Consider the following 23,144-nt stretch of genomic DNA (forward strand, 5'->3'; position numbering starts at 1 on the left):
GGCACCTACCGCCTCCACCTGGACTTCCAACACCAGGACACCGTCAGAACAGCACAATTCACCATCCACGCAACCACCTGACACCACCACTGACCGGGCGCCGGACACCCCACAACCCGAACACCCATCACCCATCACCCATCACCCACAGCAGGCACCCGGCACAGCGGGCAGCACATTCGAACCGCCCAGGTCCCTCCGCCCACAACACCTTCAAGCCAGCTTCGTTCCTGACACTCAAAGGACCAGATCATCATGCCTCGCCTCGCTCGACTGACTCCCCAGACAGCAACAGGCGCCTCCCGCGACCTTCTGACAGACCTCGTATCCCGACACGGCCGGATCGGCGACATGGTCGCGACCATGGCACACTCCCCCGCAGTCCTGACCGGCTACCTGCAACTCAGCCGCGCCATGAAACGCGCCAAACTCAACCGAAAAATCAGCGAACTGATCTCGATCGCCGTCCAGACCCAGCAAGGCTGCGGCCTGTGCCTGGAATCGCATATTGCTGCCGCACGCACCCTCGGAATCGATGACGAGGAAATCGACCGCGCCCGGACCGGAACGTCGGCGGACGCTGGTGTCGCGGCAATGATTGCCTTGGGGCTTCAGGTTTACCGGGAGCCGACGTCCATCACTGACGAGCAGATTCTCGCCCTGTATGACCACGGCTACAGCGACAGCGACATCACCGACGTCGTCGGTGTCGTGTCATTGAACATCCTCACGGGTGCATTCAACCTCGTTGCCGGTCTGACCCCGCATCGCTTCTCCGGCGGACACTAATCCCGAATCGGCTGTGAATACCAGCCGCACCACGCATGGAAAGGAACAGGACTATGCGCTTGTTCGCCATCCGCGACTATCGACACCTCTTCAGCGCCCAGGTCATTGCCCTGTTCGGGACCGGCCTGGCGACCGTTGCCCTCGCCTTGCTGGCGTACGACCTCGCCGGCCCCAACGCCGGCGCGGTTCTTGGCACTGCCCTGACCATCAAGATGGTTCTTTACGTGGTCATCGCCCCCCTCGCAGCGGCATACGTCGACAGAATTCCCCGTCGGGCGTTCTTGGTGACCCTGGACGTCGTACGGGCGGGTGTGGTGCTGGGGTTGCCGTTCGTCACCGAAATCTGGCAGATCTACGTCCTCATCGCCTTGCTGCAGGCAGCATCCGCCGCTTTCACCCCGACGTTTCAAGCCGTGATTCCCGACATTGTGACCGATAAGAACGCGTATACGCGCGCTCTCTCGGCCTCCCAGGTTGCCTACACCATGGAAAGTCTCCTGAGCCCGGTGCTTGCAGCGGTCGCCTTGAGCTTCATGACCTTCAACTGGCTGTTCGCCGGGACCTCGGTCGGGTTCATTGTTTCAGCTGTGCTGGTGCTCTCCACCCGCGTCCCCAACGCGCGTCCCAGCGTCCACACCAAAGCGTGGGACCGGGCCGCCGCAGGAATCAGGATTTTCGTCCGGACGCCAAGGCTACGCGGCATCATGGCACTGAACCTGGTCGTCGCCGCGGCGGGATCCATCGTCATTGTGAACACCGTCAACTATGTACGCGACGACCTCGGCGGCTCACAAACGGACGTCAGCTGGATGCTCGCCGCCTCTGGCGGCGGCACGCTGTTGACGGCACTCCTCTTACCACGCGTCCTGGATCGCGTCGCCGAACGGTCGGTCATGATCACCGGCGCAGGAATACTCATTGCTGGGACGGCCGGAGCCGTGGTGCTCACGGCGACGGGCGCCACAACGTATCTCGGCACAGGCCTGGTCTGGGCAGTGATTGGCAGTGGCATGGCCTTGGTCGTCACACCAACGGGCAGGGTCCTACGCGCGTCGGTCGAACCAAACCGCATACCCGAGGTCTTCGCCGCCCAATTCTCCCTCTCCCACCTTGCGTGGCTCCTGACCTATCCCATCGCGGGCTGGGTTGGTACGAGTCTGGGTTTCACGGCTACCTGGTCCACCCTCGCCGTGCTCGCCGTCCTCGGCACCGTCGCCGCCCTCGCTCTCTGGCCACGCACCGACACCAGCAAGGACAAAGCTCCGGCGGACCGCAGCCGCGTGACGTCGGAACGGGACCTGGTGATGACAGGGACAGCCCAAGGAACCCTTGCCGCTTGCCAGTGCTCCTCCACCCGCACGACGTAAACACCTCGCGCTGTTAGTTCAGCTCAGCACCAAACTCATGATGCCAGGGACCGAGCGGTCCTTGGCATCATGAGTTTAGAGCCAGCCCGAGTGCTGAACCACAACAGCAATTTCTGGCCCGGCACCAGGGCTATATACAAGTGAGCCATGGCTCGAGTTCTGTCGGGTTGTAGCGCGCCCTGCTTGCCGTTGAACGATCTGTGCGGCGCATCCCGAACGTGCCGGTAAGGCAGGCGCCAGTACGGAGCGCGCCCGCGGAGATTGCCCTGCACGATGGTCGAGACCGCTGCTGATCGTAGGCGCCGATGAATGACCGCTGGTAAAAAGTAGACCAACGAAGAGGATGCTGCGCTGATGTCCATCAGCGGCAGGGTCGCTGCTGTCATTAGTAGGCTTGCGACGCAGAGGCTCTACGCGGAGGAGGTCTAGTTGTCGTCCCGCGAACTGACGTCCGCAGGCGGTCATCGACGTCAACTGCCAATGAGAGCCTTACAAGACCTGTCCGGAGTGGAGTGAAACCAGGAACCTGCCGCAGGTAGAGGCTAAGCAGGTACGCAGGCCCATGATGCCAGCCCCGAGACGGACCCTCGCGGCGCTCGGCGCGAACCCACAGGGCGTCGAGGGTGAGGACCCCGATGCCAGCCAGGGTGCGCTATCGGCTGTAGGAGTCATCGAGGGATCAGCAAAAGAGCAGAAGCGCGCCGAACACGAAGGTGTTGGCGTTCACTCACCAGGACTACCTAGGGCCGGGTGGCTCGGCTGGTTTCGGGGTCGAGCCGGATAGCAGAAAGACCAAGGGTCACGATGACGTCATCGAGCGTGACCAGGAGATGCGCTCTTGCGAACAGTAGAATCAACCGACGAAAGACCTTTGCCCGGCCATCTGCTCTCTCAATCATCGGACGACGGATAGTCTGACGCCAGACTTCTTCTAGCTTTCGAACCCCTCGGTCATATCAGTCATCCGTAGAAACGCAGGAATGCGGTGACCGTCATGGTCACCGCATTCCCGGGCTTTGCTGTTGTTTCGTAGGGCTAGCCGGCGTGGGCGTACTTGGCAGGAGCGGCATCGAAGGCCGGACCGCAGCCAGCGCAGCAGAACCAGAACCGCTCTCCGTCGTAGTCACGGAAGAGCCCCTTGGCCTCGGCTTCGGCCTTTACCACGGGCGTTCCGGCCATGACGGGGCAGTAGGCGATCGGGCTTTCTCCCTGCTCGGGGCGGGCACCCAGGTGCAGGTCCTGGGCCGGGGTTTCGGTGCTGGGGGTGCTGCTGGTCATGTTGCTGGGCTTGGGGCTGCAGCAGCTGCCGGTACTCGGTTCCATAATTATTGTGTCCTTTCATCGTGATGCTCTGTAGGGGTACAGGGATTGTGGTGTGGTGCGGGTCAGGCGTCGACCGGCTGTGGCTCGTGGGAGCGCTGCGCAGCGGGTGACGGTGTTACCGCGTTGCTGGTAAAGGAGCGAAGGCGGAGGCTGTTGCCGACAACGAAGACGCTGGAGAACGCCATGGCGGCACCGGCGAGCATCGGGTTGAGCAGGCCCAGGGCGGCCAACGGTATCGCGGCCACGTTGTAGGCGAACGCCCAGAACAGGTTGGTCTTGATCGTTCCGAGTGTCTTGCGTGCGAGCCGGATGGCGTCCGCGGCGCCTCGGAGGTCGCCACGGACCAGGGTGAGGTCCGCGGCTTCGATCGCCACGTCGGTACCGGTGCCCATGGCGAGCCCGAGATCAGCCTGTGCCAGCGCTGCGGCGTCGTTCACGCCGTCGCCAACCATGGCTACGACTTTGCCCTGAGCCTGCAGGTCCGTGATAACCCGAACCTTGTCCTGAGGCAGGACTTCGGCGATGACCTCGGTGATACCGACTTCGGCTGCGACCTGCTTGGCTACCACCTTGTTATCGCCGGTGAGCAGGATCGGGGTCAACCCGAGGGCCCGGAACTGTTCGATGGCCTCCGCGCTGGTTTCCTTGATGGCGTCGGCGACGGTCAGCACGCCGTGAACGGCGCCATCCCATGCGACGACCACGGCGGTCTGTCCGGCTGATTCCGCCGCAGACTTCGCGTCGGCGAGATCCTGGGGCATGGTCAGGGACCATTCCGCCAGCATCGAATCTCGTCCCACGATTACCAGGTGCCCGTCGACGATTCCCTGCACACCACGTCCTTCGATGTTCTTGAAGGATTCGGGGACGGGAAGTGCGCCGACCCGCTGGGTGGCGCCCTTGGCGATCGCTTGGGCGATAGGGTGCTCGGAGGCGTCCTCGAGGGCGCCGGCGATGCGGAGCAGATCCTCGTCGGTCGTGCCGAACGCGGTGTGGACGCCCAGCAGAGTCATTTTTCCCGTGGTGACGGTACCGGTCTTGTCCAGGACGATGGTGTCGACCTTGCGGGTCGATTCGAGTACTTCTGGTCCCTTGATGAGGATGCCCAGTTGGGCTCCGCGTCCGGTACCGACCAGCAGTGCCGTGGGTGTGGCCAGGCCGAGGGCGCAGGGGCAGGCGATGATGAGCACGGCAACGGCGGCGGTGAAGGCTGCCGTGATCGGGAACCCGGCACCGAGCCACGCGGCCAGCGTCGCCACGGCGATACCGATGACGATCGGCACGAACACACCGGAAATCCGGTCGGCCATACGCTGGACCTCGGCCTTGCCCGACTGGGCGTTCTCCACCAGCTTGGCCATCTGTGCCAGCTGCGTGTCGGTTCCGATCCGCGTGGCCCGGATAACGAGTCGTCCTCCGGAATTGACGGTCGCTCCGGTGACGGGGTCCCCTTCGCCGACTTCCACCGGAACGGACTCACCGGTCAGCATCGATTCATCGACCGCGCTACGGCCGCTGACGACGATGCCGTCGGTGGCGATCTTCTCGCCGGGCCGAACCACGAATTCGTCATCCATAGCCAGCTGCTCGGTCGGGATACGGGTCTCGATGCCGTCGCGGAGGACTGCGACTTCCTTCGCGCCGAGCTCCAGAAGTGCACGCAGTGCTGCTCCTGCCTGGCGCTTGGAACGCTTCTCGAAGTAGCGCCCTCCCAGGATGAACATGATGACGGCGGCGCCGACCTCGAGGTAGATGTTGTTGGCGCCATCGGTGGGCGCAACGGTCAGCTCGAACGGGTGCGTCATTCCGGGGGTGCCGGCCGTGCCAAAGAACAGCGCGTACAGGGACCACAGGAAGGCTGCGCCGGTACCCATCGAGATCAGCGTGTCCATGGTGGCTGCACCATGGCGCAGGTTGGTGAACGCCGCCTTGTGGAACGGCCAGCCGGCCCAGAGGATGACCGGTGCGGCCATGGCCAGTGACAGCCACTGCCAGTACTCGAACTGCAGTGCCGGGATCATCGCCATCGCAATGACGGGGATGGCGAGCACGGCACTGCCGATCAGGCGGTGCTTAAGGGCCAGCAGTTCAGTGTCGGGTCGTTCGTCATCGTTGGTTGCCTGCTGCCCACCCTTGGGGGTCGGGAGCGCTGCCGTATACCCGGTCTTCTCCACTTCGGCGACCAGGGCCTGCGCGTCGTAACCGGCGGGGGCACTGATACGAGCTTTCTCGGTGGCGTAGTTCACCGTCGCCACGACGCCGTCGAGCTTGTTGAGTTTGCGCTCGATCCGGTTGGCGCACGACGCACAGGTCATTCCACCGATTTCGAGCTCGATGTCGATACCCGGCGCCTGCGGCTGGGCCGCTGATGCAGACATGGGAACTTCTTTCTCCCGAGCGTAGGCCCGCCTGGTGTGGCAGGCCCTTCGGGGTGATAGGGGTCGATCAGTGGTCGCTGTGACTGTCTTCTGACGCGGTGTCGCCGCTCGTGCTGCCGTGGGTCGTGCCGTGATCAGGTGTCACTGCGTCGGATCCAGTGGTGTCGAGGGTGAACCGTGCGGTGTGCACAGTGCCATCGACCTGGAAGTCGAAGTAGAGGTAGTACCGACCGGTTGTGGGCGCCGTGGTGGCGAACTCGACCTTCGGCCCGGATGTTTCCTCCCCTACCGGCTCTGCTCCCTCGGGATGGACGTGCAGGTAGGCGAGGTCTCCTTCGCGCAGCGCCACCAGGTGCCCGTATGCGCCAAGGTAGGGCTGCAGCCCGGTCTCTGGCTGCCCGTCACGCTCGACGCTGACGGTCAGCGTCGACGCGGCGCCGGCGGAGAGGTCGCCCTTGAGGGAGACATCGAAACCGTCGACGGTCGTCGTCGTCGATACCTCAGGCGTGGTGGGCTGGAAGTCGCCAGCCACATTCACGGTGCTGGTGAGCGTGAGCTTCTTGCCGTACTCGGTGGGAGCGATATCGGCGTAGACACGGTACGTGCCTGCAGCGTCCCATGACCAGGGCAGCGACCAGCGTCCAGCCTCGTCCATGACCGGGTGCACATGACGATAGTGGTTTCCGTCGGACCGCACCACAATCAGGTGGAGTTCCTGCTCGTGCTCGACTTCATACGCGGTGACTGGACTGCCGTCCGAGCCGGCGACGGTGAAGGACAGCTCGCCGTCCTGTCCGATGCGCTCAGGGACGGATAGGTCTTCGAGCTGGTATCCGTTTTGCGCGACAGTGACACCTCCGACGGAATGCGGCGCCTGCTGCACATCGGAGGAAGCTGTTTCGGCAGATTGGCTATGACCGCCATCGCTGTGGCCCGGCGCGTCGGATTGCTGATCCATCGTGTGGCCCCCGGCCCTCTGCTCCCAGGCCGACACTGTTCCTTCAGGAACAAGGGCTCCCGCAGCAGCGAAAGTGCCACCAAACGCCACTAGCAAGCCGGCCGCATACGTTCCGATGCGCCCTGCAGCATTCATACGGACCGGACCGCCTTGTATCCTGCGTCCTCGACGGCTTCGATGATCGCGCTTTCCTCGACGGGGCCGTTGCCGCTCACCACGAGCTTGCCAGTCTGGTGGCTGACTTCGATCGAATCAACGCCGGGGACCTCGGCTACTTCCTCGCGGATGGACATCTCGCAGTGACCGCACGTCATGCCGGTGACCTGAAACTCGATGGTTGACACTGTTGCTTCCCTTCAGTCGTATACCCCTGGGGGGTAAGTGTATAGTCTAGATATACCCCTCGGGGGTAACGATGTCAAACCTTGCTACAGACGGGGATAACCAATGGAACAGCAGAGAATAGTCATCGTCGGGGCGGGCGCAGCAGGCCTCAGTGCCGCTGCCACTGTCCGCGCTGAGGGCTACGAAGGCCCGCTGACGATAATCAATGGGGAAGTGCACCGGCCCTACAATCGGACGCTCGTCAACAAGGGTGTGCTGTCCGGACTGCTCACAGCCGAACAGATCGCCCAGCCAGGATCGTCCGCCCTCGATGCCGACGCGATTCAGGGCAAGGCCGGATCGGTGGACCCTGATTTGGCAATCCTCACCTTGGAGGACGGCCGGCGTTTGCGGTATGACGCGCTCATCGCGGCCAGCGGCAGTGCCCCCCAGCTGTCCGACCATGCGGCCGCCATCTCAGAGAGGGTGTTTCACCTACATACCGTGGATGATGCCGATCGCCTTCGCGCGCAATTCGCGAAAGACCCTGGCGGGCTCACAGTCACTATCCTGGGTGCTGGATTTATCGGCTCTGAGGTCGCCAGTTCCATGTCCGAAGCAGGTGCACATGTCCATCTCGTTTCCCGCTCGTCGATGCCTCTTGCCTCAGCGCTTGGCGAACACATCGCAGCACGCATCACCGAACTGCACAGCAACCATGTGACGACACACTTCGGACAGTCCTTTACGAACATCTCCACCGGTTCCGACTCGGCCACCGTTACCCTGAGTGACGGCAGGGTTTTGGAATCTGATGTTGTCCTCATTGCCCACGGCACCAAGCCCAACACGGCCTGGCTGACGGGTGGTGACGGCGGGATAGCAGTGGACTCGCGCCTGCGGTCCCGCGACTACAGAGGCGTTTACGCGGCGGGCAGCATTGCACTTCACACGGCCCGCACCGGACAGCTCTATCGCATCGATCACTGGGACGCCGCCGTCGCTCAGGGTGCGCACGCAGCACGGGCAGCGCTGCACGACCTCCACGGCGCACCGGATCCGGCCGCCTATACGCCCGACTCCGGGTTCACAGTCACCCTCTACCAGCACTCAGCAGCGGCCTACGGCGCTGCGATGCCCGGCGTCACTGAACGCCACCACGACACCGGCTCGACCGAAGCACTCTTGACCAGCTTCCACAACACCGACGGCGCCATGATCGCTGTAGCTGGGCTGAATGCTTTCCCTCAGCTATTCACAGCTTGCGCTCAGCTCCGGACACCATGACTCCATCAGCCCATTTGCCTGCGATGAAGGCGGCGTTTGATGACGAGCTGGCTGCCCGCTGGACAGGCGATCCGGAAAGGACGTGCCGGAGATTCAGCCGGCGAACCTGGAATCCGTCGTGGCGTTCCTTAGGGGTGAGTCGTGCGCCTCCGAACGGTGCCTCGGTCAGGAGTCGGCCACGCGAGGACATTCCCCGCCCAAGCGGTCTTTCACGAATGCAAGCTTGAAGTGATCATTAATGGCAATTGCACACGTCTTCGGCTCCTCAAAGGAGGCCGTATCGAAGGTCGCTCTTCGGAAGCTTGCCCTTTCGAACCCACATGCTGACGGGTCCCAATGCACGATAATCCACATACTTCTGGGCACGCCCCCCAAACGAGTTTCGGGTTGAGAAACGCTCTGGTAGCGGATGGGTCAGATGGTTCGAGGTCTCGCTCTGACGCACGGGAACTCCCGAGAAGGATGCTTCATTCGGTCCAGGATCCGTATCACGATGCGCGACGCCTCGAGGTCTCACGTAGTCAATCAGCAACCGAAAAGAGACATCGTCCCGCACTGCTTTTTGTTGCCGCGCCACCGAGTGTGGTCCCGATGAGATGGTCGTTAGGGGCGTTCCTTGGGGCGTGGAAAGTCGATAAGCATTCCGACTCCGGCGAGGATGACGACAAGTCCAAGGATGAGCCCGGAGGTCACGGGCTCACCTAACCACAGCACCCCGATGGTTGAGGCCGAGACGGGAACCAATAGGGTGACCCCTGAAGCCGCCACCGGTCCGGCTTGGCGGATAATCCAAAAGTAGATCAGATAGCCGCCAGCGGTCGCCCCCAGGCCAAGAACGACCACTGCAATCGTCGGGCCGAAATCGATTGGTCCAGGCGGAGGTGCGATCGCTGTCACCGGTATCAGTAGGCCTACGCCAGCAAGTTGTTGGCCGAGGGCCACCACCATGGGGGGCGTGCCATGGAATGCCTTCCGCGTATAGACCCCTCCCATCGCGTAGAGCAAAGCCGCAAGCAAAGAAGCACCAACGGCTAGCATGGCTCGATTATCCATCTGCAACGGAGCCCCTCCGACGAGCACCGAGACGCCGGCAATGCCTATTGCGACTCCCCCCAGTTTGCGCCAGGTAATTTTCTGCCGCAGCCAAAACCAGGCGACGAATACGGTAAACATCGGGGTCGTGGCATTCAGCACCGATGCCATGGAGGAGTTGAGTCCCATTATTGCGGTAGCAACGAGCACGAGAGGACCGACGACGTTCATCCCCGCCAGCAGCAGGAATGAAGGAAATCTCCGCCCGACAGCCTGCCACGTTACTTTGCTAGATACAGCGATAAGCGCTAGCGCCAGCGCTGCGATGACGAGCCGCCCATGTGTTGTACCAACAGCTCCGAAACTCGGTGCCGCCATAGCGATAAGAGGAAAGGAGCTGCCCCACAGTAAACCGACCAGTAGTAAGGCCATAATTACCGGAAAGCGACCGCCCAGCATCATCCGCGAAGAACCTTCCCACATGCCGTTATCCAATCCGAAAAATACCCATTCGAGATGCCATACGCATGGGAAGACTTTGCCCCGCACATTGAGAGCCTGAGCGATCTGGCAGTGAGCGCAAGGAGACACCCACTGTCCGGCAACACTGAAAAAAACACACCGCTGGCGTCCCGGACTCCGTCGGTTCAACTTAGCTGTCGACTTGCCGCAATCAATAGTGAGTGGAAAGCATTTCAATCTGGCCCATGCCAGTTACCTGCCATTACGCCCTTCATCCAGTCACCGGCCTGGATCGTGATCACTTAGCCGCTCACGGATAGATCCGTGGTTCTGCTTTTGTCCCGCGCGCTCTGTCACCGCCCCTCCGCTCTGGAGGTCCCACCTCCGATGCAGCACTGTCCCAAGGACGAGACGTGCAGTCACCGCTGACGCGCAGGTACACCATACCCGTTCGGGGTACAAATTACCCACTCCTGGCGTTCAGTAGCTACTGGTTTGTGATGCTCTCTGCTTGTGATCCACAGTATACGGTAGGGGGGTATGGTTCAGTTTTGACAGCTTTGAGCACTGGCTGCACAGCGTCCATGAACCTTGACGACGACGCCGAACAGGTGGGAGGACACAGTGAACACCACGATTGATGTGGTCATTCAAGGGCGATTTGGGCGCTGGTCGGTGGTCCTGACTACGGTCATTGAGCCTCTCTCGGCATGCAGCGAAACCTGCCGGGATGCGAGCCGCTCATGATGCTCACCAGGCGCAGCGCACTGACATCGGCGGGAGCGGTCGCCTTAGCACTGGGCGCTGTCCATTTAATTGTGGATGGTCTTGGGAGTAGCGTCATAACGCTTCAGGCCGTAATCCGCGACCAAACCAGCGCTGGCCCCGCAATGCTGAGCCTGCTCATTGCCGTAGCCTTCTCGTCATCGTCGCTGTTACAGCCCCTGGGCGCCCGCGCCGCCCGCAAACTAGGCGACGGACGCATGGCCATCATGGGATCGGTTCTTGCAGCCTTCGGCTACAGCCTGCTCCCCTTCGCTACCCAGCCTGGTCATGCCATCGCGGCAGTGGCTGTCGGCGGCCTGGGGTCCGCGTTGTTCCACCCGGCAGCCGGAGCGCTGGCTGCACGGTCGGCTTCAGTCGGTCAGGAATCACTATCACTTGCCGTGTTCTCAGCTGTGGGAATGGCCGGTTCGGCTCTCGTGCCTGTCGCCGTGCTCGGTGGGGTATCTGCTCTCGGTGGGGCTGCTGCCATTCCGTTCGCCGCGCCCTTATTGGCACTCACAGTTGCGCTCTTGCTATCACGCGTGATGCGGTCAAAGCCGTCAGCCGTGCGCCATGTCGACAAGGCGGTGGGGCGTCGTGGGCAATCATCCGCGACCGTCGGACCGGTGCTTGCCGCGACGATGCTCTCTTTAGTTGGAATCACCGTCATGGCCAGCGTGCCGCTACTGCTGGCAGACAGAGTAGGGTCAACCGACCCGTTACTCGGTTACTCTCTGGCCGCCTACGGCACGGCCGCGGCCGTGGGAGGAATCCTCCTCGCCCTGTGGGTACGACGCACCACACTACGTCCGGTGATGCTATGTGCGTCCGCTGCGGGAATGCTGGCTTCGCTGGCGATACCACACTTGCCGCCACCACTCATGCCAGTAGCAATGGCGATGGCCGGAGTAGGGCTATCAGGCGCCCTTCCCCTCTTGGTCACAGTCGCGCGTAGAAGCGACGAAACCTCAGCCGGCCCGGCCGTAGCCCGAATTTTGGGATTAGCTCCAGGCCTGGCTAGCGCCGGATATGTCGCCGTTGGCTTGCTACATAGCTCACTGGGGTATGGAACCGCGCTGACCTTGACCAGCGCAACAGCCGGAGCAGTGGCCCTCATTGTCCTCATGCGCGTCCAAGGACCGGCCTCGAAGGCCTCCGCTCGGACTGCTCTCAGCATCTGCCTCTGCGGCGGATGTGTCTGCAGCGCCCAGGACAACACACCCACAATCAACGCCACCCCTGTGTGACCCCCAAATCCTGAGCACGGAGTTAGAGCCCGGAGGTGAAGGTTCTTGAGTTCCACTTGTACCATACCCCCGCTGGGTATACGCTAACCCATGCATCACCGAAGTGCGGCTGCTACTGGTTGCACCGAAGTCCATGACGCAAGCATCTCGACCTAACTTCTTCATTCGCGGTTCCCAGCTTCCACACGGTGAAGCTCAGCCCCTCAATACCCCAACCTGGTAGGAGTACTCATGTCTACTCTACGAAATCCGTCCGACACGCGCAGATGGTTCGCCCTAGCACTGATCGCCACTGCACAGTTCATGGTCATCATGGACACGTCAATCATTGGTGTCGCTTTACCTCGAATGCAGGAGGATCTCGGTTTCTCACAAGAGAATCTGTCCTGGGTTTTCAACGCCTACGTCGTCGCCCTGGGTGGGCTGCTACTACTCGGCGGTAGGCTCTCAGATCTGTTTGGTGCACGGCGGATTTTCATCGCTGGATGGATCATTCTGCTCGTTGGTTCGCTAGTCGCCGGCGCCGCGGGCAGTGTGTCCATTGAACTTACAGGCCGCGCACTCCAAGGCCTCGGATCGGCCCTGATCGCCCCTTCCGCGCTCACCTTGCTGATGATGCTTTTCGGAGGTGAACCGAAGCAACTTACGAAGGCATTTGCTATCTATGGTGCAGCTGCACCGGCCGGTGGAACAGCGGGAGTGTTCCTCGGGGGGCTTATCACCGAATACATGTCCTGGCCCTGGGTCTTCTACATCAATATCCCCATCGGGCTGCTGGTTCTTGCACTAACTCCCGCCCTGATGCCCGCGGGTAAGGCCAGTAAAGGTTCCGTGGACATTCTCGGAGCGATTACTGCTACCGCCGGAATCGGAGCGGCGGTCTTCGCGATCGTTCGCGCCCCCGAAGTGGGCTGGGGATCGGCTGAGGTCTGGCTCGTCCTGGCCGGCGCCGTCATTCTGCTCGGTATCTTCCTGGGCCTCCAGGCGCGGCTGAAGGACCCTCTGATGCGGCTTGGAATTTTCCGCACTCCGAACCTTGGTGCAGCCAATATGGCCCAGCTGCTCCTGGGTGCCGCATGGATCCCAATGTGGTTCTTCCTCAACCTGTACCTGCAGCAGGTTCTGGGCTACAGCGCCTTCCCGAGCGGTGCAGCGCTGCTGCCAATGACAATCATGATCATGATCGGGATGATTGCCCTCGCGCCGCGGTTGATGAACCGTTTCGGAGCAAAGAACATGATTGTAACTGGACTCGCAATCCTAGCTGCAGGGATGGGATGGCTCTCCCTGATCCGTCCCGACGGGTCCTTCTGGCTTGACGTACTGCCAGCGTCACTGGTTGCCGCCCTCGGCATGTCTCTGGCGTTCATACCATCGCTGGGAACGGCGATTTCCAGCGCGCGGCCTGAGGAAGGCGGACTCGCTTCGGGCATCGTTAACACCAGCTACCAGCTGGGCTCCGCCCTCGGTCTGGCAGCCATGACCGCGGTCGCCGCGGCTTTCGGTGCGGACCAGGTCGGCAACGCCGAAGCTCTGACCAACGGCTTCTCCTCAGCGTTTATCGGCGCAGCCGCCATTGCCCTGGCCGGCGCCGTTCTTGCTGCGATGACTATGCGTACCCCGGGTCATCGGACAACCAGCGAACCCGACTATCAGACTGAATCAGCCAAGGGTTAGCCGCAGCAGCGACCTAACTGACCCAACTCAGACCACCAAGGAGAAAAAGATGCCTGAACGACAGCTTCTCATCGCATATGACGGCTCCGTCGACGCCAAGAGCGCAGTGCAGACCGCTGCCAGTATGTTCCCAGGGGCTTCTGCTGTGGTGCTCTATGCACGCCAGCCACTAGAAGGCTTCGCAGCCCACCTTGAAGGGCACCCGGCCTTAGAGGAACTGGACGAACTGGATGCCGCAACGCTTGACGTTTCCGAGCGGATAGCAGAAGAAGGCGCGCAGCTGGCCCGCAGCCTCGGTTTCGACGCAAAACCACAGGTTTCATCGACGATGGCTACCGCCTCAGAGGCCATCATCGATACCGCCGAGGAAGTTGATGCTGATGTCATCATTGTCGGCTCCAGAGGACGCCGCGGCTTCGCAGCCACACTTCTTGGAAGCACCTCAGCCAGTGTCCTGCACCATGCCACCCGGCCGACCCTGGTGATTCCCTCCGATCCGGTGGCATCAGCGCGACGTGCCGGACGTGCCGGACAGAACAGCCGGTAAGTCGATCAATCCGAGTGGGGCTGGTTTGGGTGCAGGATCCCAGCGCATTCCGTAAAGGCCATCGAATACGGATCGTATCCACTTGCTCTACTCGGACGTCGTCTCTGGAGAGAGATGAAGCGTCGTTCAGATGCTGGAGCACGTAGCAAACGGAGCGCCGACGGTATGTCGCCGGCTCGCCAGCAATATCCGCGTGAGAGGGAGCATATGGTCCCGATGCGCTGTTCAGCAGCGAGATCGCTTCCGGAACACTGATGATCCAGAGGGCCGGACTCCCACCCTGTGGGAGCCCGGCCACTCAACCTCGTGGGAGGACGTGGGGAGCTCCGCGTTCTCCACGGATCTGGCTCCACATAGCGACACAACCACCTGCGGATGATTCGGAAGGACTCAAAGCAATGATCGGTACCCCTCTGACCGTTCGCTGCCAGGACGGCTACGAACTGCAAGGAACCATCTGGCGACCTCGGTCGCCCAGCACATCAACTTCCGTCCCCGCTGTCGTCATTGTCGGTGCTACTGGAGTTTCGGCTTCCTACTATCACCGCTACGCCTCTTTCCTGGCCGAGAACGGATTTGCGGCCATCACCTTCGATTACCGCGGAATCGGGCGATCCCGAGGAGCGACCATCAGGAATTTGAAGGCTAGCTGGTACGACTGGGGGCTGAAGGACATCGACGCCGTTCTCGAGTGGTCCCTGACCAACATCGGCAACAATCTCCTTGTCGTCGGCCACAGCTTTGGTGGATTTGGTGTCGGACTGGCAAAACACGGCCGCGAGATAACCCGGCTCTTGACGGTAGGCGCTCAACACGCCCACTGGCGTGACTACCGTTCTGGGCACCGACTGCGCTTCTGGTGGCGTTGGCACATGCTGATGCCCATCATGACGCTCGGGCTTGGTTACTTCCCCGGCAAGCGCCTCGGGTGGTTGGAAGATTTACCCAAAGGCGTGGCCCTGAACTGGGCGAGAAGCCGCAAGAATTTCCCGGCCGGTGCCGGCCCGATGCGAGAGGTGATACTCGCGCACCAGTCTTCATTTACAGCCGCGACTCTGGCCGTCTCTGCAAACGATGATCCTTTTGCATCAGAGATTGCTATCGCGCGGGGACTCAACTACTACTCAAACAGTCCCGCCACCGTTGTCGTACTGAAGCCCCAGGATCTTGACGAATCAAAAATAGGACACTTCGCTCTATTTCACAGCCGCTTTCGCGACACCTTTTGGACAGAAACTCTTCAATGGCTGCAAGACGGGACTAATCCTTGGGCTCACACGAATCCGGATACATATCAGCCAGACAACCTCGCGCCGCCTAAATAGGCGGGTGCCAACTTCTGTAAACACTCGGTCCGCCACGAGCGACTTATAGTCGCATTACTTCAATCAGTCCAGACAGGAGAACAACGATGTCCACCCACCGACAGTTCATCAACCAACCCGACCATGTCATCAGCGAGGCCCTTGAAGGTCTTGCCGCCACCTACCCGCACCTGCTCGCCCTTGACGCATCAGCGTCACTGATCAGCCGGGTACACCCGGCTCATGAGAAGGTCGGCCTGGTCTCCGGAGGCGGATCAGGTCACGAACCGCTGCATGCCGGACTCGTTGGCACAGGGATGCTCGACGTTGCTGTCGCCGGCGCCGTCTTCGCCAGCCCCACTGCCCAGCAGGTCCATGCAGGCACCACCTTGGCAGATGGCGGTGCCGGCGTCCTGCAGATTGTGAAGAACTACACCGGTGACGTCCTGAACTTCCAGATCGCAGCCGAGCTGGCAGCTGACGATGGAACCATGGTCGAAAGCGTCCTCGTCGACGATGACCTCGCCTCCGACAGTGAGAACGACGGCCCTGGACGCCGCGGTACCGCCGCCGTCATTACAGTCGAGAAGATCTGTGGCGCCCTCGCCGAGCAGGGTGCCGATCTTCCCACTATCGCCGCCGTCGGCCGTAACGTCGTCGCACGATCCCGCACTCTTGCACTGACTCTTGACGGGTGTACGCACCCTGGTGAAATCAGCCCGGCCTTCACCCTGAACGCAAACGAGGTTGAGTTCGGGGTTGGCATTCACGGCGAACGAGGAACAGGACGGATTCCTTTCGCCGCTGCCGACGCGCTCACCGAACAGCTCGTCACACCGCTTGTCGAGTCTCTCGGCTTGAAGACTGGGCAGCCGGTCATCGCGATTGTCAATGGACTCGGCGGAACATACCCGCTCGAGTTGTCGATCATCGCTCGCCGCATGCATGAGGTTCTCCGCGGTCGCGGCATTACCGTCGCCCGGTCCCTCGTCGGCTCCTATGTGACCAGCCTCGACATGCACGGTGTCTCCATCACCCTCACCGCAGCCGATGACAACCTAATCGCTGGCTGGGACGCCCCCGTACGCACCCCCACATTGACCTGGTAAGGAAGGAAATCATGAGCACCACCATCGACGGAACCACCGCCCACGCATGGATCACAGAGTTCACTCGCACCTTCACGCACGCCCAGCAACGGCTCACGGATCTGGATCGTCTTGCTGGGGATGGTGACTTTGGCACAAACATCGCCTCCGCACTTCGGCGCGTCGACAATATCCTCCCGGCCACCGCCGACGCTACCTACCGCACGGTCTTCACCGCTGCGTCTCTGGGGTTTCTCGGCACCGGAGGGACCAGTGGCCCCCTCTTCGGGATGTGGTTCCGCCATGTCGCTCGTTCCGGCAATGACTCCGCAACCCTGTCTGAACTCACTGATGGTGTTGCAAGCGGGCTCGCAACAGTTCAGTACCTCGGCGGGGCCAAGGTAGGCGACAACACCATGATCGACGCCCTCGCCCCGGCCGCCGATGCCCTCAAGGATGCAGCGGCTTCACACCTGTCCATCGCGGAAGCACTCGAGAAGGCCGCACTCGCTGGACGGTCGGGTGCACTCAGTACCGGTGATTTGATTGCCAAGCGAGGGCGAGCGAGTTACGTGGGAGAACTCGCCCGAGGCGTTCTCGACCCGGGTGCCGTTACCATCGCACTCTTCTTCGAGGCGGGAGCAACGGTAACTGGAAGCTCGCAGCTGTGGCCGGAACTAGGCACCGAGGTTACCACGCAGTAAGTTCATTGCCCCTAAGCTGGTGGGCCCGTTCGAGCATGGCACCTCCGTTCCTAGGTCCACCAGCCTTTACCTGCATACGAGATAAGCATGTGCCGCCCTGCCCACCTTGTAGATATCCCGCAGGAGGAACCCCGGCGGGACGAGGCGGGTCCAACCTGTTGCGCCGAATAACAACGCCGGGCGGCAGCCGGGCTAGGCCCTCCCATCGATGCCCTAATCGAAAAACTCGTCATCTTTAAAAGATCTGCAGCAGGCCGGCCACGCGAGCAGTCTCGGGTCCTGATCCTGGTCTACCGATCATCACTGGAAAGCTTCAGCGTTGTCCTGAGCTGAGTGGATTTGATCTCTCGGCGCGCTTCGCAATGTCCGCAATGTTCCTAGCGGGGGGATACTGACCAGGACGGACCAATCACACGCCTAGATCGCTCAAGCGCGCATGAAACGGCCAATCGCTTCAGATGCCTCCTGCATTTTGGCTTCGGCCGCCCTAGAGTCGAGCTGAGCAGCGTCAAGAACACAGTGCTTCATGTGATCATCGAGCAATCCCAGCGCTACGCCACGAAGTGCAGCGGTGAGGGCTGAAATTTGAGTAAGGATGTCGATGCAGTACTGCTCCTCATCGACCATGCGCGCAACTCCCCTAGCCTGGCCCTCAATCCGCTTCAGGCGCGCCAAATAGCGTTCCTTGTCCGTAATGTAGCCATGGGTCGCGTGGCCTCCGGCGCCAGACTCCAGAGACTGCGTTACTGGGTTAGTCATGCGTGTCCTTCTAACGTGATTGAAGTTTCACTTCGCCCGCAAAGGTGAACTGTGGTCTGAGCGGAGTGCCGCGCAGAGCGGCCACTCATCCTCCGAGCACTAGACCATACCCCCGCCCCTGTCGGAACTTCCCAATGTGAAGCGTATCGCCACGCTAGCGGGGAACCGTTAGTGGGATCGTCAACGGCTGGAACTGGCGCATGCTCTGCTACTCGGCAAATGCTCCCTGCGTTCCGCGGCGCGTACCCCATCTCAAGCCAGCTACGGTTACCGCCTAAGGGTATATCTCTCTTAAGTCAACTTCAACCCGGTAGTCGTCATCCACTGCGCGGGCCAAGAAGGGCGTCATCACGCCGCGACATACCCTACAGGGGCATCTACCCGTCGCAACATAGGGGTGACGACAGAAGCCTGCAGCCGTGCTGGGGCGGCTGACGGCACGGTCCGTGCTACCACCAAAGGGGGCCTTTATCGGTCCGAGGACAGCGGAGCGACCGGGACGAGGGTCCGGGAAGCGCCCCTCTTGGTGCTCACTAGATTCGCCGGGAACATAGCGGCTGGTGTGACCCCCTGATGGTGTCGTCTCTACCAGTTCTGATGCCGGTCTGACCTGGCAGTGGCGAGGTTCCATGAGGGGGAGCAGTATCTATCGCGGCAGCTCATACCAACGATGAGACGCATCGCATCTGGATTGCTACCGCCAACGGCGTTCAGGTCTCCTGTGACAACGGAGCCACATTCAGCTTGCCCATGACTTTCCGTCTTCTGCCCATACAATTTTGGTCATGGAGTTACTAGCCGTGACCTGACCCGCCCACCATTCCGTGATTGCTTCATTAGCGACGGGAGGGGCCTGGCAGGAGCTTCGCCAGCGCCCTTCACCTACTACAAGTCCGTTCTGGCTCGTGACGTCTTGTCAAGCACGGGAAGAGGAAGCAGTTCGAGCGGTATGTGAACGTCATCAATCATGAAACGCATGTGCTCGCCAGTTAATCCCGCTCCATTCTCCCTGCTCCTACTTTTGATTTCGCGCTGCCCAGTTGAGATCTCGGTCGTACGTCGACAACCACCGACGTGGGTCACAGTCCGGACTCGCGTCCGATGACTGTGACAGGTTGTAGTGGCCCCGTCACACCGGGGCCACTTACCGTTGACACAATCAGTCCGAGTAGGTCACCTCACCGGGCATTCTTTCGGCAGTGCGCCCGAGACTAAACCATATAAACGGGAGTGAGTAAAGCGAATACTCCAAAGTTGAACTATAAATACGTATGGATTACTCGAAGTTCGGCGTCCAACCAATGCACCATTTATCTAGCGAGCCCCTAATGGTCGAGCGTCAAGAACTCGTGGCACCCCCGGGGTGAGCCATTTCAGGCGGTCCGTCAAACCTGCGGAGGCAAACGAGGCCGCGATTTCGTCTTCCGTTTCGGTAAAGTGTTCCCATGACGAGAAATGAATGGGCACCACTGTGGAGGTTCCAAGGGAAATAGTGAACTTTGCGGCGTTCGCGCTGTCCATGCTAATCATCTGATCCCCGAGTATGGCGAACTTTGCCGCACCGAGATGCAGCACCGCTACGCCGATCGAGAATTCTTCGCCGATTCGGTCAAGGTCACTTTCGTAGGTGGTGTCTCCGGAAATGTAGAGGGCCGTTTCTTCTCCTGGGACCTGGAGGATGAAACCAACCACGTCACCGGCCGGACCATGATGTGCAGGCGTTGCCGTGATAATCACGGATGCTCCTCCCACGGTGAGCGTTCGACTGGCCCAGGGGGCCAGGCCGACTGCTTGGCCGCCAAGTCGGCCCGCGCCACTCTCGGTGGTAATGACTGGCTTCCCCTCCAGCAGCCTTCTGCCGGCCGCGTCAAGATTGTCTGGATGTTCATCGTGGCTGAGCAACACAGCGTCAAATGATGGCAGGTCGCTTGCGGCTATAGCTGGCTCAGTCGTGCTTCGAAGGACCACCGGCCCGGACACATACTCGGCCGGGGCGGAGTCGAACACTGGATCGGTCAGGAACGTGAGTCCGCCGAATTCGACGAGCATCGTTGCGGTGCCGATATGGGTCAAAGTCGTCTGCATGGTCTTCCTTCGAGTGTTGGGTTTTGGCGCGTCGGCCTCTTGCCACTACCGACCAGTCCTTGAACGAGCAGAATTGACAGAGTGGGTGGAGCGCAGAACTAGATATACGAACGAACGTACAGTAAGATGAAGGAGAAGCGCAAGAGGAAAGGATCTACATGGACGGCAGAGCGGCGAGAGGGCTGAAGTCTAGAAAGGCTGTGCTGACCGAGGCAGTGAACATGGCGTCAGTCGAAGGGCTTGAGGGTCTTTCGATTGGGAGTCTGGCCTCGCGTGCAACTCTCAGCAAGAGCGGAGTGGCCGTCTTATTCGGGTCGAAAGAGCAACTCCAGATCGCGACGGTCGATGCCGCGCGAGACATTTTCATCAAGATGGTCATCGCTCCTGCCCTTGAAGCCGCTCCCGGTCTGGCAAGGCTCCGGGCTCTCCTAGACGCTTGGATTTCCTACAGTCGCGACCGAGTCTTCGTCGGCGGATGCTTCTTCTCGGCCGCCAGCGCGGAATGGGATTCAAAATCCGGTCCGGTCAGGGAAGCCGTTGAGCAGGTTGTCCTTGACTGGCACTCGTTGCTCGGCTCACAGATTGAAGCCGCCGTCAATGCGGGCGAAATCCCTGTCGTCAACGTGGACCAAATGGTATTCGAGACTACGGCGTTCCTCGAGGCAGCTAATGCCCGTTCGCTCCTTACAGGATCAGCCGAATCGTACATCTCGGCAAAATATGCGCTGACCCGAATCTACGGGGAGTGGTGATCAATCCTGCAGACCCTCCAAATTCAGCCTGAGCACCCGAAGCAGCGTGCGCGCTGGGCATGAGGAGTTAGATTGGCATACCGAGCCTCCGATTCCTGCACCTGGACCGGTGAGATGCCCTCAAATCCGAAACATAAGGAACGCACTATGACCATCACAAAGTCCACTCTTACCCGCGGGACCGCGGTTGCTGCCGTCCTCGCAGGTTTTGCCTACATCATTATTCAATTCATTCACCCCGCGGATATCCTCGCCTCCCTGTCCACCCGACGATGGGTCCTTGTCCACACTCTCAGCTTTGCCGAGGCAGTGCTCGCTCTCATCGGAATCACCGGAATCTATCTCAGGCAAATACGACAGTTCGGAATTATTGGCCTCGTCGGGTATCTGATGTTTGGATTCTTCCTCATCCTGCAGGCTTCCTTCACGTTCGCTGAGGCCTTCATCGCACCGCTCTTTATCGCCGACGCGCCTCAGGTTTCCGTGGACGTCATCGGACTGTTCGGCCGGTATGCGGCGCACACTGATTTAGGCCCCCTCTCGATCCTTCCCGAGATCGGAGGCTTGCTCTATGTCGTCGGCGCGCTGCTCTTCGGCATTGCAGTAATCCGCGCCCGAGCCCTGTCGCGCGGAGCGGGCATCCTGCTGGTCATGGCAGCCGCACTCACGCCCGTCGCTGGGGCGCTGTTGCCTCATACACTCGAACGCCTAGCCGCAATCCCCATGGGCCTCGCGCTGATTTGGCTCGGCTACTCTCTCTGGTCCGACCAGCACACGAACACCGTCGCGCTGCAGATACACGCAGACGAGACACCCAACGACTGCGCAGTGGCGTAAATAGCTACAAAGGGGCTGTTGAAGATTCGATTCCCCCTAGCCCCGGGAGGAGGGACTGTCCGATGGACAGTGTGTGAGGTGCGGCGGTCTTCATCGGTAAGAGGTTCTCTCGAACCGGCGGACGAAGGGGGAAGCGAAGGAGTTAAGGCGGCTTCCACCTACCATCGCGCATGTTCGCCGCAATCGATGCCTGCTCGTGCTCATGCCCAAGGTTGCAGTGAACGCCACCTCTAGCGGCTCTTCATTTCTAAGCGTGGTTTGGTGGTTTCTTCCGGTAGAGCCTGTGGCCTCCTGCGGCGAGCAGGTTCCTGATCCTGTAGTTTGCGAAGTTGCGGAATCCGCGGGCGATCCTGTGGGTGGTTTCGATGATGCCGTTGACCGCCTCGGTGGGTCCGTTGGAAGCACCTTTGGTGTCGAAGTAGGCCAAAATCGCGGCCCTCCAAAAGCGTAGGCTCCATCGAGCCTGGCGACTTCGGGGGATGGGGCAGGACGGGAACCCGTCCAAGATCTCTCCGACCAGTGCGCGGCCCTTTTCCGTCGTGGCGTGGTAGACGACTCGGAGCTTCTGGTAGCGGTGCCACGCAATGGTGACCTCGTGGTTGGGGTCACCGGGTTCAAGCTTGTTCTCGAGTCGGGCGACCTGCTTTTCGGTGAGGTGCTCGGCACCCGTCTGCAGGGTCCGCCGGATCCCGTAGAGCGGGTAGCCCTTGCGGCCCCGGATGTCCTGCTACAGTCACCCTTCGGTGAACCTCGTCGAGCATGGCGGCCCCGAGGCGGACGATGCGGAACGCGTCCACCACGGTGATGGCCTCTGGGAGTTCGTCACGGATCGCGGTGGCGTAGCCGCGGAACGGATTCAGGTCGCAGTCCTGATCCCGGAGGCGAACGCGGGGCCGCGTTCCTTGAGCCAGCTGGCGTAGGCTTTCCCGGAACGGCCGGAGACCAGGTCCAGGAGCTTGGCATGAACCTTTCCGTCCTTGTCGAGGGTGTGGTCCACGATGCCGGTGACCATGCCGGTGCCGGGCAAACCGGTGTGGGTCTAGACATGCTCGTCCACCCCGAGCGCGTCGATACCGGCCAGGCGTTCGGGCCGGGCGAGCCTACGAGTGGCCTCGGCCTCGACGCCCTTCCACAGGGCCTGCCAGGACACGCCGAGCTGGTGGGCCAGGGCCGAGACGGAGGTGTCGTACCGCTCCAACGCGTCATGGCCCAGCGAATGGCCCGGTTGGTCAGGACCGCCCGTTTCCCGGCCAGCGCATGTTCCTCGCTGAACACCGTCGTGGAACAGCGTTCGTCCGGGCAGCGCCAAAGTCGTTTGGCCCAGATGAGCCGAACGGGCCGGCTGAAACACGGGATGTCCCGCAGCGGGGGTCTGTCGGCGCCCGTGGCCGATCACAACGACTCCGCAGGCCCGGCAGCTCACCAAGGTCTGGTCGGTTTCGACATGGACGACCGGACC

General features: G+C 61.3%; 21 protein-coding genes. 11 read left to right on the forward strand and 10 right to left on the reverse strand.

The annotated features are described in order from the left end of the window. The first annotated feature begins 363 nt into the window (after positions 1–363). Positions 364–789 (forward strand): carboxymuconolactone decarboxylase family protein, encoded by a 426-nt coding sequence (locus CXQ92_RS16355; RefSeq protein WP_258070022.1) that lies wholly within the window; start codon positions 364–366, stop codon positions 787–789. 53 nt (positions 790–842) lie between these two features. After that, a complete protein-coding gene (locus CXQ92_RS16360; RefSeq protein WP_104168852.1) occupies positions 843–2,156 on the forward strand; it encodes an MFS transporter in 1,314 nt (437 codons plus the stop codon). 1,035 nt (positions 2,157–3,191) lie between these two features. On the opposite strand, the gene CXQ92_RS16365 is transcribed toward CXQ92_RS16360, so the two are convergent. From CXQ92_RS16365 to CXQ92_RS16380, 4 genes are all read right to left on the reverse strand, one after another. Then, positions 3,192–3,434, reverse strand: a complete 243-nt coding sequence (locus CXQ92_RS16365) for a YHS domain-containing protein (protein ID WP_104168931.1) — start codon at positions 3,432–3,434, stop codon at positions 3,192–3,194. Positions 3,435–3,541: 107 nt separating this feature from the next. After that, positions 3,542–5,857 carry a cation-translocating P-type ATPase gene (locus CXQ92_RS16370; protein ID WP_104168853.1) on the reverse strand — a complete coding sequence of 772 codons (2,316 nt, stop codon included), beginning with the start codon at positions 5,855–5,857 and terminating at the stop codon, positions 3,542–3,544. Between the two features lie 67 nt (positions 5,858–5,924). Continuing rightward, complete coding sequence (locus CXQ92_RS16375; protein WP_219815763.1) at positions 5,925–6,815, reverse strand: heavy-metal-associated domain-containing protein; 891 nt, start codon at positions 6,813–6,815, stop codon at positions 5,925–5,927. A 131-nt stretch (positions 6,816–6,946) separates the two neighbouring features. Continuing rightward, positions 6,947–7,159 carry a heavy-metal-associated domain-containing protein gene (locus CXQ92_RS16380; protein ID WP_104168855.1) on the reverse strand — a complete coding sequence of 71 codons (213 nt, stop codon included), beginning with the start codon at positions 7,157–7,159 and terminating at the stop codon, positions 6,947–6,949. A gap of 103 nt (positions 7,160–7,262) precedes the next feature. On the opposite strand from CXQ92_RS16380, the gene CXQ92_RS16385 reads away from it, so the two are divergent. Beyond that, positions 7,263–8,426, forward strand: coding sequence for an FAD-dependent oxidoreductase (locus tag CXQ92_RS16385; protein ID WP_104168856.1), 1,164 nt, complete (start codon positions 7,263–7,265; stop codon positions 8,424–8,426). Positions 8,427–9,029: 603 nt separating this feature from the next. On the opposite strand, the gene CXQ92_RS16390 is transcribed toward CXQ92_RS16385, so the two are convergent. Further along, positions 9,030–10,007: a DMT family transporter gene (locus tag CXQ92_RS16390; protein WP_219815765.1), complete on the reverse strand. Its 978-nt coding sequence runs from the start codon at positions 10,005–10,007 to the stop codon at positions 9,030–9,032. A gap of 659 nt (positions 10,008–10,666) precedes the next feature. Between CXQ92_RS16390 and CXQ92_RS18900 the strand changes: the two genes are divergently transcribed. From CXQ92_RS18900 to dhaL, 6 genes are all read left to right on the forward strand, one after another. Beyond that, positions 10,667–11,932 (forward strand): MFS transporter, encoded by a 1,266-nt coding sequence (locus CXQ92_RS18900; protein WP_368784587.1) that lies wholly within the window; start codon positions 10,667–10,669, stop codon positions 11,930–11,932. A 231-nt stretch (positions 11,933–12,163) separates the two neighbouring features. Then, positions 12,164–13,609: an MFS transporter gene (locus CXQ92_RS16400; protein ID WP_104168859.1), complete on the forward strand. Its 1,446-nt coding sequence runs from the start codon at positions 12,164–12,166 to the stop codon at positions 13,607–13,609. Between the two features lie 49 nt (positions 13,610–13,658). After that, positions 13,659–14,156: a universal stress protein gene (locus tag CXQ92_RS16405; protein WP_104168860.1), complete on the forward strand. Its 498-nt coding sequence runs from the start codon at positions 13,659–13,661 to the stop codon at positions 14,154–14,156. 398 nt (positions 14,157–14,554) lie between these two features. After that, on the forward strand, positions 14,555–15,481 hold the full coding sequence (locus CXQ92_RS16410; RefSeq protein WP_104168861.1) for an alpha/beta fold hydrolase: 927 nt from the start codon (positions 14,555–14,557) through the stop codon (positions 15,479–15,481). An 86-nt stretch (positions 15,482–15,567) separates the two neighbouring features. After that, positions 15,568–16,569 (forward strand): dihydroxyacetone kinase subunit DhaK, encoded by a 1,002-nt coding sequence (locus CXQ92_RS16415; protein ID WP_104168862.1) that lies wholly within the window; start codon positions 15,568–15,570, stop codon positions 16,567–16,569. Positions 16,570–16,580: 11 nt separating this feature from the next. Then, entirely contained in the window at positions 16,581–17,252 is a 672-nt protein-coding gene (gene dhaL, locus CXQ92_RS16420; protein ID WP_104168863.1) for a dihydroxyacetone kinase subunit DhaL, read from the forward strand. A gap of 426 nt (positions 17,253–17,678) precedes the next feature. Here the strand turns inward: dhaL and CXQ92_RS16425 are convergent, their stop codons facing one another. Both CXQ92_RS16425 and CXQ92_RS16430 read right to left on the reverse strand, forming a co-directional pair. After that, positions 17,679–18,011: a metal-sensitive transcriptional regulator gene (locus CXQ92_RS16425; RefSeq protein ID WP_104168864.1), complete on the reverse strand. Its 333-nt coding sequence runs from the start codon at positions 18,009–18,011 to the stop codon at positions 17,679–17,681. Between the two features lie 1,314 nt (positions 18,012–19,325). Next, complete coding sequence (locus tag CXQ92_RS16430; protein WP_104168865.1) at positions 19,326–20,096, reverse strand: MBL fold metallo-hydrolase; 771 nt, start codon at positions 20,094–20,096, stop codon at positions 19,326–19,328. Between the two features lie 158 nt (positions 20,097–20,254). On the opposite strand from CXQ92_RS16430, the gene CXQ92_RS16435 reads away from it, so the two are divergent. Together CXQ92_RS16435 and CXQ92_RS16440 are read left to right on the forward strand one after the other, a co-directional pair. Further along, entirely contained in the window at positions 20,255–20,848 is a 594-nt protein-coding gene (locus CXQ92_RS16435) for a TetR/AcrR family transcriptional regulator (protein WP_104168866.1), read from the forward strand. A 147-nt stretch (positions 20,849–20,995) separates the two neighbouring features. Then, a complete protein-coding gene (locus tag CXQ92_RS16440) occupies positions 20,996–21,685 on the forward strand; it encodes a hypothetical protein (RefSeq protein ID WP_104168867.1) in 690 nt (229 codons plus the stop codon). A 247-nt stretch (positions 21,686–21,932) separates the two neighbouring features. On the opposite strand, the gene CXQ92_RS18745 is transcribed toward CXQ92_RS16440, so the two are convergent. From CXQ92_RS18745 to CXQ92_RS18755, 3 genes are all read right to left on the reverse strand, one after another. Continuing rightward, on the reverse strand, positions 21,933–22,406 hold the full coding sequence (locus tag CXQ92_RS18745) for a transposase (protein WP_258070032.1): 474 nt from the start codon (positions 22,404–22,406) through the stop codon (positions 21,933–21,935). A 135-nt stretch (positions 22,407–22,541) separates the two neighbouring features. After that, entirely contained in the window at positions 22,542–22,712 is a 171-nt protein-coding gene (locus CXQ92_RS18750) for a hypothetical protein (protein WP_258070023.1), read from the reverse strand. Positions 22,713–22,724: 12 nt separating this feature from the next. Continuing rightward, positions 22,725–22,883, reverse strand: coding sequence for a hypothetical protein (locus CXQ92_RS18755; protein WP_258070024.1), 159 nt, complete (start codon positions 22,881–22,883; stop codon positions 22,725–22,727). Between the last annotated feature and the right edge of the window lie 261 nt (positions 22,884–23,144).

Origin of the sequence: Arthrobacter sp. SX1312 (assembly GCF_002929295.1) — a bacterium.
Taxonomy (GTDB): domain Bacteria; phylum Actinomycetota; class Actinomycetes; order Actinomycetales; family Micrococcaceae; genus Arthrobacter_D.

Bases quoted from the DNA above. Each gene is read 5' to 3' on its own strand.
- CXQ92_RS16425 (WP_104168864.1), bottom strand. From the start codon at position 18,011: ATGACTAACCCAGTAACGCAGTCTCTGGAGTCTGGCGCCGGAGGCCAC.
- CXQ92_RS16430 (WP_104168865.1), bottom strand. From the start codon at position 20,096: ATGCAGACGACTTTGACCCATATCGGCACCGCAACGATGCTCGTCGAA.
- dhaL (WP_104168863.1), top strand. From the start codon at position 16,581: ATGAGCACCACCATCGACGGAACCACCGCCCACGCATGGATCACAGAG.
- CXQ92_RS16405 (WP_104168860.1), top strand. From the start codon at position 13,659: ATGCCTGAACGACAGCTTCTCATCGCATATGACGGCTCCGTCGACGCC.
- CXQ92_RS18900 (WP_368784587.1), top strand. From the start codon at position 10,667: ATGCTCACCAGGCGCAGCGCACTGACATCGGCGGGAGCGGTCGCCTTA.
- CXQ92_RS16410 (WP_104168861.1), top strand. From the start codon at position 14,555: ATGATCGGTACCCCTCTGACCGTTCGCTGCCAGGACGGCTACGAACTG.
- CXQ92_RS16440 (WP_104168867.1), top strand. From the start codon at position 20,996: ATGACCATCACAAAGTCCACTCTTACCCGCGGGACCGCGGTTGCTGCC.
- CXQ92_RS16370 (WP_104168853.1), bottom strand. From the start codon at position 5,857: ATGTCTGCATCAGCGGCCCAGCCGCAGGCGCCGGGTATCGACATCGAG.
- CXQ92_RS16375 (WP_219815763.1), bottom strand. From the start codon at position 6,815: ATGGATCAGCAATCCGACGCGCCGGGCCACAGCGATGGCGGTCATAGC.
- CXQ92_RS16360 (WP_104168852.1), top strand. From the start codon at position 843: ATGCGCTTGTTCGCCATCCGCGACTATCGACACCTCTTCAGCGCCCAG.
- CXQ92_RS16355 (WP_258070022.1), top strand. From the start codon at position 364: ATGGCACACTCCCCCGCAGTCCTGACCGGCTACCTGCAACTCAGCCGC.
- CXQ92_RS16415 (WP_104168862.1), top strand. From the start codon at position 15,568: ATGTCCACCCACCGACAGTTCATCAACCAACCCGACCATGTCATCAGC.
- CXQ92_RS16385 (WP_104168856.1), top strand. From the start codon at position 7,263: ATGGAACAGCAGAGAATAGTCATCGTCGGGGCGGGCGCAGCAGGCCTC.
- CXQ92_RS16365 (WP_104168931.1), bottom strand. From the start codon at position 3,434: ATGACCAGCAGCACCCCCAGCACCGAAACCCCGGCCCAGGACCTGCAC.
- CXQ92_RS16400 (WP_104168859.1), top strand. From the start codon at position 12,164: ATGTCTACTCTACGAAATCCGTCCGACACGCGCAGATGGTTCGCCCTA.
- CXQ92_RS16435 (WP_104168866.1), top strand. From the start codon at position 20,255: ATGGACGGCAGAGCGGCGAGAGGGCTGAAGTCTAGAAAGGCTGTGCTG.